Below are 10,759 nucleotides of genomic sequence, written 5' to 3' on the forward strand. Positions count from 1 at the left end.
GACCGCGACCGACCCGCCTGTGCCCGCATCATGCCCGGCCGCCGCGCCGTGGGAAGCGCGGCGGCGGCCGTATCCTTCACGGTTGCCGGCGCATAATGCCCGGCATAGAACCGCTTCCCGGAGTGAGGCGTGGATGCATTGCTGCTGTCGCGGATCCAGTTCGGATTCGTGATCTCCTTCCATGTGCTGTTCCCGGCGTTCACGATCGGCCTGTCGAGCTGGCTGGCGTTCGTGGAGTGGCGCTGGTTGCGCACCCGCGACGCGATCTGGCGCGACCTCTACTTCTTCTGGCTGCGGATCTTCGCGATCTCGTTCGGCATGGGCGTGGTGTCGGGCATCGTGATGAGCTTCCAGTTCGGCACCAACTGGTCGGTGCTGTCCGAGCGCGCCGGCAACATCCTCGGCCCGCTGCTGTCCTACGAGGTGCTGACGGCGTTCTTCCTCGAGGCCACCTTCCTCGGGGTGATGCTGTTCGGCTGGCGCAAGGTGTCCGAGAAGCTGCACTTTCTCGCCACCTGCATGGTCGCAGTCGGCACCCTGATCTCGACGTTCTGGATCATCTCGGCCAACAGCTGGCTGCATACCCCGGCCGGCTACGAGCTGGTAGGCGAGGTGTTCCATCCCGCCAGCTGGTGGGAGGTGATCTTCAACCCATCGTTCCCGTACCGGCTGGCGCACATGGTGCTGGCGGCCTTCATCACCACCTGCTTCGTGATCGGCGGGGTCGGCGCCGGCTACCTGCGCCGCGGCGTGCATGCCGACGCGGCGCAGCGGATGCTGCGGGCAGCGGTGGTGTTCGCAGCGCTCACGGTGCCGTTGCAGATCCTGGTCGGCGACCTGCACGGGTTGAAGACCCGCGAGGTCCAGCCCACCAAGGTGGCGGCCATGGAGGGGCACTGGGAGCATGGACCGGCCGGGGCGGGGGTGCCGCTGGTGCTGTTCGCGATGCCGGACCAGGAGGCGGAACGCAACCGCTACGAACTGGCGGTCCCGCGCCTGGGCAGCCTGATCCTCACCCACAGCTGGGACGGCGAGATCGAGCCGCTGACCGCGGTGCCGCGAGACCAGCGGCCGCCGGTCGCGCCGGTCTTCTACGGCTTCAGGATCATGGTCGGCATCGGCCTGGCCATGCTGCTGCTCACGGCGTGCTCGTTGTGGGCATGGCGGCGCGGCAGGCTGTTCGGCTCGCGCTGGCTGCTCGACGGCTGGCGGCTGATGACGCTCAGCGGTTTCGTCGCGGTGATCAGCGGCTGGTTCGTGGTCGAGATCGGGCGCCAGCCCTGGGTGATCCAGGGCCTGCTGCGCACTGCCGACGCGGTGAGCGCGGTCGGACGCGGCAGCGTGCTGACCTCGCTGGCGGTCTTCGTGGCGGCCTATGCGGTGGTGTTCGGCGCCGGTGCCGCCTATATCGTCCGGATGGTTCGCGCCGGGCCGCAGCGTTTCGAGGACGCGCCCGACACCGACGAGGGCGAACGCACGCCGATGCGGCCGATCTCCGCGGCCGACGAGCCGATGGAGAGGGCGGGCCGCGACCCGCGCGGGCCGGTCCGGACGGGAGAGGCATGATGGAGATGGAAACCGTACTGCCGGTGCTGTGGTTCGGGGTGATCGGCTTCGGCGTGCTGATGTACGTGCTGCTCGACGGGTTCGTGCTGGGGCTGGGGATCCTGGCGCCGTTCGCGGAGGACGGCAAGCAGCTCGACCACATGATGAACACCGCGGCGCCGATCTGGGACGGCAACGAGACCTGGCTGGTACTCGGCGGCGCGGGCTTGCTGGCGGCCTTTCCGCGCGCTTACGCGGTGGTCCTCTCGGCACTGTACCTTCCGGTGCTGCTGATGCTGATCGCCCTGGTATTCCGCGGCGTGGCGTTCGAGTTCCGCTTCAAGGCGCGCCGCGGCAAGCCGTTCTGGGGCGCAGCGTTCGCGCTCGGCTCGATGTTCGCGGCCTTCGCCCAGGGCGTGATCCTGGGGGCGCTGGTCGAGGGCATGCCGCTGCAGGAGGGTCGCTACATCGGCGGCGCGTTCGCCTGGTTCAGCCCGTTCTCGATGCTGACCGGGGTGGCGGTGATGTTCGGCTACGCGCTGCTCGGCAGTACCTGGCTGATCCTCAAGACCGGCGGCCGGATGCAGCAGATCGCCCGCACCCTGACCCGGCCGCTGGTGATGGTGGTGGCCGCGTTCATGGGGCTGGTGAGCGCGTGGCTGCCGTTCCTGGATTCGCGGATCATGGCGCGCTGGTTCGAGGACGGGAATTTCTGGTGGCTTTCGCCGGTGCCGCTGCTGGCGCTGGGCAACGCCGTCTGGCTGTGGCGCGCGGCGATGCGCGAGGGCCGCGACGCCACGCCTTTCCTGCTCACCCTGAGTTTCTTCGTGCTGGGCTTTGCTGGCCTGGTGCTGGGAATCTGGCCGAACATCGTGCCGCCCGACCTGAGCATCTGGGAGGCGGCGTCGCCGCCGTCCTCGCAGGGTTTCGTGCTGGTGGGCCTGATCGTGCTGCTGCCGATGATCCTCGGCTATACGGCGTGGTCGTACCGCGTGTTCCGCGGCAAGGTCGAGGCCGACGCCGGATACCACTAGCCCCAGTTCCCCATTCCCGGCTTTTCCCGCACAATCGACGGGTTCGAGCCGTCCCCCGGGCCATGCACGCCTACGTCTACAAGAGCCAGCGCAAGGCCGACACCTACGTCTACCTGGCGACCCGCGACGATTTCGCGCCGCTCCCCGAAGCGTTGCGCGCGCAGCTCGGTGCGCTGAGCTTCGTGCTGGACGTGGCGCTGACCCCGGGACGCCGGCTGGCGCGGGAGGATGCCGAGACGGTCCGCGGCAACCTCTCCGCGCGCGGATTCCACCTCCAGCTTCCGCCATCGGCCGCAGTCGACCCGATGCGCGAGGACTGGGGCACCGATGCCTGAACCGCAGCGCCCGCGCCGGCGCGCCGCGCTCGCGTTCGTTTCCGGAGCCGCCCTCAGCCTGATCGCCGGGTTCGGCGGCATCGCCGCCGCGCTGGGCCTGTGGCTGGCGCAGCCGGCGTTCGCTCTCGGCGTGCGCTGGTGGCGCGACGCCGGCAGCGCGGCCGACCGCGGCGCGTTGCGCCGCGACCTCCCCGCGCTGCTCGTGCTCTGGGGCGGTGCGCTGGCGCTGTCCGCGCTGCTGGTGGCCTGGCCGCTGTCCGCGCTGCGCCAGTCCGGCAGCCTCGGCGCGGCAGTGGGCCTGAGCGCGATGGCCGGTGTCTGCGTGGTCGCGCTGTGGCGGCTGTGGCCCTTCTGGCATGCCCTCGAGCGCGACGGCGGCGGCCTGGGCGCGCAGTGGCGGCGGCTGGCCGAGCACGACGCCGCCGCCGGACGTGGCGCGGTACTGGCGCTGTGCGTGGCGGCGGTGCTGGCGGCGACCGTGGCGCTGGCCTGGCCCGGGCTGCTGGCGGCGCAGGCGCGCTGGCCGCTGGCGATCGCCGGCGCGGCGCTGTGGCCGCTGGCGCACTGGTTGCTGCAGCGACTGGCCGCGCCGGCACCGTTGCCGATGCCGGTGGTGGAGATGGCGGGCGCGGCCGCGGATCCCGGGCCGGAACTGCCGCCTGGCGACCTGGATGGCGAGCTGTACCTGGCCGCTCGCGGCGGCCGCGTCGACCGTGCCCTCGAACTGCTCGATCTCGGCGCCGATCCGCATGCGCTTCCCCCGCCGGACCAGCGCGACCAGCGCAGCCTGCCGGTGCTCGCCGCGGTCCTGCCGGACCTGCGCCTGCTGCGCGCGCTGATCGCCCGCGGTGCGGATCTGAACGCGGCATACGCCGGCCTCACCCCGCTGCTGGCGGCGACCCGCGACAGCTGGCACGGGCGCCCCGAGGCGGTGATGACGCTGCTCGCCAACGGCGCCGATCCCCGGGTCCGCGATCCCGAGGGCTGCACACCGCTGCACCACGCCGCGCGCAGCTCCGACCCCGGGGTCGCCGCCCTGCTGCGCGACGCCGCCGCCGAACTCGATGCCGTCAACCACGAGGGGCTGACCCCGCTCGGCGTCGCCTGCGCGGTGGGCAACTGGCGGCTGGCGCGGTTCCTGCTCGAGCGCGGCGCCCGCGCCGAGGTCGAAGATGCCACGCCGGCGCTGCTGGCCGCCGCCGCCGGCGAGGAAGACGACACCGCCGGCGTGCAGTTGCTGCTCAGGCACAAGGCGAAGGCCGGCGCCCGCGGCCGCGACGGCCGTACCGCCCTGCATCAGGCCGCGTTCGCCGGTCATGCCGAGATCGCCGCGGCGCTGGTCGCCGCCGGTGCCGACGCGCAGGCGCGCGACGACCAGGGCCGTACTCCGCTGCTCGAGTCGGCGCGCGGCGCACGCCTGGCGACGCTCGAGACGCTGGCGGCGGCGCAGGCGGAGGTCGCCGTGGTCGATGGCGACGGCCGCAGCGCGCTGGTGCTGGCCTGCCAGGCGGAGACGCCCTCGCCGCCGCTGGTGCAACGGTTGCTGGAGCTGGGAGTCGATCCGCAGCTCGCCGATGCCGAGGGCCGGCTTGCGGTCGAACATGCGGCCTCCGCCGGCCGCTGGTCGCTGGTGGCGCTGCTCGATCCGGGCTACGCGCTGCCCGCCAGCATCCTGCCCGAGGGCGGCGGCGATGCCGCGATGCCGGACCGCGCGCCGCTGTCGCTGCTGCGCGACGGCCTGCGCGAGGGACGGCTGGACGGCCTGGACAACCTGCTGCCGCTGCTCGGCCCGCAGGAACTCGGGAGCCTGCTGGTCGACGAGCAGGCGCCGCTGTCGGTCGAGCGCATCGACTGGCTGCTGGCGCGCGGCGCGGACCCCGAGGTACGCGACGGCTTCGGCGACAGTGCCGTCTTCCGCCTGCTCGCCCGCGGGCCGGATGCGGTCGAGGTGCTGCAGGCGATGCTGCGCAGGAACGTCTCGCCGGCCGGCGCCGGCGGCCTGGCGCGGTTCCTGGCGGCCTGCGCGCGCAGCGAGCAGGCCGGGCGCGGCCTGGAGCAGCTGGCGCTGGAGTTGCTCGAGCGCGGCGCCGATCCGTTCGCGGCCAGCGCCGAGGGCGATCCGCCGCTGGCGCTGGCGGTGCGGCTGGGGTGGGGCCGGGTGCTGGAGCGCCTGGTCGCGGTGGGCGTGGATCTCGACGCGCGCGACAGCCACGGCATGACCGCGCTGCATCTGTGCGCCGCCCTGGGCCGCGAGGCGGCGCTGAAGACGCTGGTCCGCCACGGCGCGGCGCCCGACGTGCGTGCCGCCGATGGCCAGACGCCGCTGGGCGTGGCGCTGTCGGGCGGCCGGCGCGATCTCGCCGACTGGCTCGACTGGCGCGGCTGGACGCTGCCGCGGCGCGCGCTGCGCGCCGAGGACCTGCCGGCGGCCGCCATCATCGGCGACGCCGACGCGGTACGCCGGCTGCTGGACTTCGGCTTCGCCGTGGACACGCCCGACGCCCAGGGCTGCACCGCGCTGCTGCGCGCCGCCGGCGGCGGCCATCGCGCGACGGTCGACCTGCTGCTGGCGCGCGGCGCCGATGCGCAACTGGCGGCGCATACCGGAGCCACGCCGCTGTCGGCCGCGGTGAGCATGCGCCAGGGCGAGATCGTCGACCGCCTGCTCGATGCCGGGGCGAAACTCGAGCAGCGCCTGCCCGGCGAGGTCACCGTGCTGATGCTGGCCGCAGCATTGGGGCTGCCCGACCTGTGCGCGCGCCTGCTCACCGCCGGCGCCAACGTCCACGCCACCGACGCGCAGGGGTTGGGGCCGCTGCACTGCGCGGCGCTGTACGGATTCACCTGCCGCGACCGGCCGCGGCTGCTGGCGCTGTTCGACACCCTGCTGCTGGCCGGCGCCGAGGTCGATGCCGCGGCCGGCGGCGGGGTCACCCCCCTGCTGCTGCTGCTCGGCGCGCGCGCGGAGCCTGGCACCGCCTGCGACGAGGAGGTGGTGCTGGGCGCGCTCGACTACCTGCTCGACGAGGACGTCTCGCTGGAGGCGCAGGATCCGCGCGGGTTCGGGCCGCTGCACCTGGCGGCGCTGCACGGCCTGCTGCAGGTGGCCCGGCGCCTGCTGCGCGCCGGCGCCGACCCCGGCCTGCGCGACGCCCTCAACCGCACCCCGCGCGAAATCGCGGTGATGCGCGGCTTCGTCGACGTCGCCGCCGAGTTCGCACCGGCGCAGTCGCAACCCGGCGTGTCGATGGCGAGATTCCTGCGCGAGCCGCGCTGAGCATCGTCGGCGGGCAGCGCCACGATCCAGGCGCCGCTTCAGCCGGGCGCGGTGTCCGCCGTTCCCGCCAGCGCGCGCAGGCGCATGGCGCCGCGTTCGGCGATCGCGTACAGCGCATGCTCGTGCGCCAGCCCGTAGAAGCCCGGTTCGGGATGCTCGCTGTCGAGCACCCCGAACAGCGCGTCGCCGATGCAGATCGGCACCGCGAGTTCGGAGAGGTTGAACTGGTCGTCGAGCACGTAGCGCCCGTCGCGGCGGGCATCGGCCGTGCGCTGCGGCAGGCGTTGCTGCGCGCAGTGGCCGACGATGCCCTGGCCGAGCCTGAGCCGGATCCGCGACTCCAGCACCCGGGAGGCGGCGCGTTTCGGCCCCCACGCCGCCTGCTGGGTCAGGGTGCGGCCGTCGCCGTCCAGCAGGTACACCACGCAGTCCGCCAAGCCCAGCGCCGGGCCGGAGAACTCGCACAGGGCCCAGGCCACCTCCACGGGACTGGCGCAGCGCTCGAGCTCGCCGACCAGTGCCGCCAGCCGGGGACCGGCCTGCTGCAGGAATTCGTCCGCGCTGCTGTTCGGCATCTCCGTTCCCCCGGGGCGTGCGCTGCGCCTGCCCGCGCCCGGGCCATGCTAGCGTCGGACCGCGGCGCGGTCACGGGTCATGCCCGCCTCCCGACGACTGAAGCGAGGACCCCCGGCGTGGCGGGGCGTCCTTCGGGGCCGGTGCGGCTTCAGCGACGCATCGAAGCGAAGAACTCGTCGTTGGACTTGGTCTGCTTCATCTTGTCGAGCAGGAACTCCATCGCCGCGATCTCGTCCATCGGGTGCAGCAGCTTGCGCAGGATCCAGATCTTCTGCAGCAGCTCGGGCTCGATCAGATAGTCCTCGCGGCGGGTTCCCGACTGGTTGACGTTGATCGCCGGGTACACGCGCTTCTCGGTGATGCGCCGATCCAGGTGGATCTCGGAGTTGCCGGTGCCCTTGAACTCCTCGTAGATCACCTTGTCCATCGCGCTGCCGGTGTCGACCAGCGCGGTGGCGATGATCGTCAGCGAGCCGCCCTCCTCGACGTTGCGCGCCGCGCCGAAGAAGCGCTTGGGACGATGCAGGGCGTTGGCGTCGACGCCGCCGGTCAGCACCTTGCCGGAGCTGGGCACGACGTTGTTGTAGGCGCGCGCCAGGCGGGTGATCGAATCGAGCAGGATCACCACGTCCTTCTTGTGCTCGACCAGGCGCTTGGCGCGCTCGATCACCATCTCGGCGACCTGCACGTGGCGCGCGGCGGGCTCGTCGAACGTGGAGCTCACCACTTCGCCGCGCACGGTGCGCTGCATCTCGGTGACTTCCTCGGGCCGCTCGTCCACCAGCAGCACGATCATGTGCACGTCGGGGTGGTTGGTGGTGATCGCGGTGGCGATCTGCTGCATCATCATGGTCTTGCCGGCCTTTGGCGGCGAGACGATCAGCGCGCGCTGGCCCTTGCCCTGCGGCGCCATGAGGTCGAGGATGCGGCCGGCGATGTCCTCGCTGGAGCCGTCGCCGCGCTCGAGCTTGAAGCGCTTGCGCGGGAACAGCGGGGTCAGGTTCTCGAACAGCACCTTGCCCTTGCTGGCCTCCGGCGGCTCGCCGTTGATGGTGTCGACCACCGACAGGGCGAAATAGCGCTCGCCGTCCTTGGGCCAGCGGATGCGCCCGGACAGATGGTCGCCGGTGCGCAGGTTGAAGCGGCGGATCTGGCTGGGACTGATGTAGACGTCGTCGGGGCCGGCGAGATACGAGGCCTCGGCCGCGCGCAGGAAGCCGAAGCCGTCGGGCAGGATCTCCAGCACGCCGTCGGCGACCACGCCCTCGCCGTGGCGGGTCAGCACCTTGAGCAGGTTGAAGATCACGTCCTGCTTGCGGGCGCGGGCCACGCCATCGTGGATGTTGAGCTGCTCGGCGATGTCCATCAGCTTCTGCGCGGGCATCCGCTTCAGGTCGCTGAGCGTGTACTGCGGGAAGTCCGCGGGGATGTTGGGCGGCGGCAGGCGCTGGCCCTGGTCGCCGCCGTCCTGGGGCAGGCCGTCGTCGCGGCCGCCGCCGCCGCCGCCGCCGCCGCGGTTGCGGTCGCGGTCGCGGCGGTTGCGGAAGCGGTCGCGGCGGGCGCCCTGGCCTTGGCCCTGGCCCTGGCCCTGGCGGCCGTCGCGATGTTCACGCGCCTCGCGGGCGTCCCGCTGCTCGCTTCCAGCGTCGTTGCCACCGCCACCGCCGCCGGTTTCCGCGGAAGCCGGCGCGGGCGCGGCGGGCGGGGCAGAGGGGGGCGGCGCATCCGCCGGCGCAGCCGGCTTCGGTGCTGGTGCTGGTGCCGGCGCTGCTGCCGTCTCGGGCGCCGCCGGGGCGTCCGTCCCTGCGGTCTTGGCGACCCGGGCGGTCTTGCTGACGCGCGGCTTGCGCACGCGCTTCTCGGCGGATTCGCCGGAATCGGAGGTGTTGTCGGACAAGTGCGAATTCCTCGCTAGCTGCGAGCGCCCGCGGAAGCGGGCGGAGGGTTGGAAGGGTGGGCCTTCAGACGGGGTGCGGCGCGGGACCCCGCGCCGGATGCAACAACGCTAGCACCGCCTCGCGCCCACGGCAAGCGATCCCGCCGCCGGGCCGGGACGCTCCGCGGCGGCGCGTCGCCGCCGGGGGGGGGGCAGAGCGGGTGCGCCCGCGCCTGGCCGTTCAGAGGGCCTTGTCGAGCATCTGCGACAGCTGCCCCTTGCCGACCGCGCCGATCTGGGTGGCCTGGACCTGGCCGCCCTTGAACAGCAGCAGCATGGGGATCGAGCGCACGTGATACTTCATGGCGACGCCCTGGTTCTGGTCGATGTCGACCTTCACCACCTTGGCGCGGCCGGCATAGCTCTCGGCCAGTTCGTCCAGCGCCGGGGCGATCATCTTGCACGGACCGCACCAGGGCGCCCAGAAATCGACCAGCACCGGCTCGTCGGACTGCAGCACGGTGGAGTCGAAATCGGCGTCGCCGGCGTGGATGACCTTGTTGCTCACGGAGTTCTCCTGGGATCGGGCCGCGTGCCGGACGGGCGGGGCGGCTTGGGTGCTGTTAAACTGGGGCGTTCTCAGGCCGGATCAAGGGTTTCCCCGGGTCCGCGCAGCCTTCTATTCACGGTTCGGCAGTCTGCGACGCGGTCGCCCCCTGCGCAACCGCGCCCCGCCGCATAGACCATTCCAGGCATGACAGACAAACCACTGACCGATATCACCTTTTCGGAATTCGAGCTGCACCCGCAGCTGCTCGCCGGCCTCGAGGCCGCCGGATTCCTCCGCTGCACGCCGATCCAGGCGCTGACCCTGCCCATCGCCCTGCCGGGCCGCGACGTCGCCGGCCAGGCGCAGACCGGCACCGGCAAGACGCTGGCGTTCCTGGTGGCGGTGATCAACCGCCTGCTGTCGCGGCCGGCCCTGGCCGACCGCAAGCCGGAGGACCCGCGCGCGCTGATCCTGGCGCCGACCCGCGAGCTGGCCATCCAGATCCACAAGGACGCGGTGAAGTTCGCCTCCGACCTCGGCCTCAGGTTCGCCCTGGTCTACGGCGGCGTCGACTACGACAAGCAGCGCCAGATCCTGCAGGAAGGCGCCGACGTGATCATCGCCACCCCGGGGCGGCTGATCGACTACGTCAAGCAGCACAAGGTGGTGTCGCTGCACGCCTGCGAGGTGTGCGTGCTCGACGAGGCCGACCGCATGTTCGACCTCGGCTTCATCAAGGACATCCGCTTCCTGCTGCGGCGCATGCCGGTGCGCACCGAGCGCCAGACGCTGCTGTTCTCGGCCACCCTCAGCCATCGCGTCCTGGAGCTCGCCTACGAGCACATGAACGAGCCGGAGAAGGTGGTCGTCGAGACCGAGTTCATCACCAACGCCAAGGTCCGGCAGAAGGTCTACTTCCCGGCCAACGACGAGAAGGTCCCGCTGCTGCTCGGGTTGCTGTCGCGTAGCGAGGGCGCCCGCACCATGGTGTTCGTCAACACCAAGGCCTGGGTGGAGAGGGTCGCGCGCGCGCTGGAGCGCGGCGGCTACCGCGTCGGCGTGCTGTCGGGCGACGTGCCGCAGAAGAAGCGCGAAAGCCTGCTGAAGAAGTTCCAGGCCGGCCAGCTCGAGCTGCTGGTGGCCACCGACGTGGCCGCCCGCGGCCTGCACATCGACGGCGTGAGCCACGTCTACAACTACGATCTGCCGTTCGACGCCGAGGACTACGTGCATCGCATCGGCCGCACCGCGCGGCTCGGCGCCGAGGGCGACGCGATCAGCTTCGCCTGCGAGATCTACGCGCAGAGCCTGCCGGACATCGAGGCCTTCATCGAACAGAAGATCCCGGTCGAGGCGGTCTCGCCGGAGCTGCTGGTGGCGCTGCCGCGCAAGCCGCGCGAGGGCGCCGAGGCGCTGCCCGACGACGGCGAGAGCATCGGCGAGATCTTCCGCGAGGCGCGCGAGCAGCGTGCCGCCGACGATGCCAGGCGGGGCGCAGGCCCGGGCGGGCGCCGTACCGGCGGGCGCAGCGGCGGCGAAGGCGCTCGAGGTTCCAGCCATGGCGAC

Annotated in this window: 8 protein-coding genes; 5 read left to right on the plus strand and 3 right to left on the minus strand. The window is 72.3% G+C overall.

The genetic code is table 11. The features are described 5' to 3' along the window. The first annotated feature begins 129 nt into the window (after nt 1-129). From H0E84_RS20080 to H0E84_RS20095, 4 genes are all read left to right on the plus strand, one after another. The gene (locus H0E84_RS20080; RefSeq protein WP_180680438.1) at nt 130-1,566 is read left to right on the plus strand and encodes a cytochrome ubiquinol oxidase subunit I; all 1,437 of its coding nucleotides are present in this window, start codon (nt 130-132) and stop codon (nt 1,564-1,566) included. Continuing rightward, nucleotides 1,566-2,579, plus strand: a complete 1,014-nt coding sequence (gene cydB, locus H0E84_RS20085) for a cytochrome d ubiquinol oxidase subunit II (protein ID WP_180680450.1) — start codon at nt 1,566-1,568, stop codon at nt 2,577-2,579. Before H0E84_RS20080 ends, cydB begins: the two co-directional genes overlap by 1 nt. Nucleotides 2,580-2,641: 62 nt before the next feature. Further along, a complete protein-coding gene (locus tag H0E84_RS20090; protein WP_180680439.1) occupies nt 2,642-2,914 on the plus strand; it encodes a YcgL domain-containing protein in 273 nt (90 codons plus the stop codon). Further along, entirely contained in the window at nt 2,907-6,191 is a 3,285-nt protein-coding gene (locus H0E84_RS20095) for an ankyrin repeat domain-containing protein (RefSeq protein WP_180680440.1), read from the plus strand. The genes H0E84_RS20090 and H0E84_RS20095 overlap by 8 nt, the downstream gene beginning before the upstream one ends. A 38-nt stretch (nt 6,192-6,229) precedes the next feature. Here the strand turns inward: H0E84_RS20095 and H0E84_RS20100 are convergent, their stop codons facing one another. From H0E84_RS20100 to trxA, 3 genes are all read right to left on the minus strand, one after another. Next, a complete protein-coding gene (locus H0E84_RS20100) occupies nt 6,230-6,766 on the minus strand; it encodes a GAF domain-containing protein (RefSeq protein WP_180680441.1) in 537 nt (178 codons plus the stop codon). Between the two features lie 149 nt (nt 6,767-6,915). Further along, on the minus strand, nt 6,916-8,664 hold the full coding sequence (gene rho / locus H0E84_RS20105) for a transcription termination factor Rho (RefSeq protein WP_180680442.1): 1,749 nt from the start codon (nt 8,662-8,664) through the stop codon (nt 6,916-6,918). A gap of 220 nt (nt 8,665-8,884) precedes the next feature. Next, a complete protein-coding gene (gene trxA / locus H0E84_RS20110; protein WP_180680443.1) occupies nt 8,885-9,211 on the minus strand; it encodes a thioredoxin TrxA in 327 nt (108 codons plus the stop codon). 186 nt (nt 9,212-9,397) lie between these two features. Here trxA and rhlB point away from each other — a divergent pair. After that, nucleotides 9,398-10,759: ATP-dependent RNA helicase RhlB (rhlB, locus tag H0E84_RS20115; protein ID WP_180680444.1), on the plus strand; the 1,362-nt coding region annotated here is incomplete at its 3' end.

This window comes from Luteimonas salinisoli (assembly GCF_013425525.1).
Taxonomy (GTDB): Bacteria; Pseudomonadota; Gammaproteobacteria; order Xanthomonadales; family Xanthomonadaceae; genus Luteimonas; species Luteimonas salinisoli.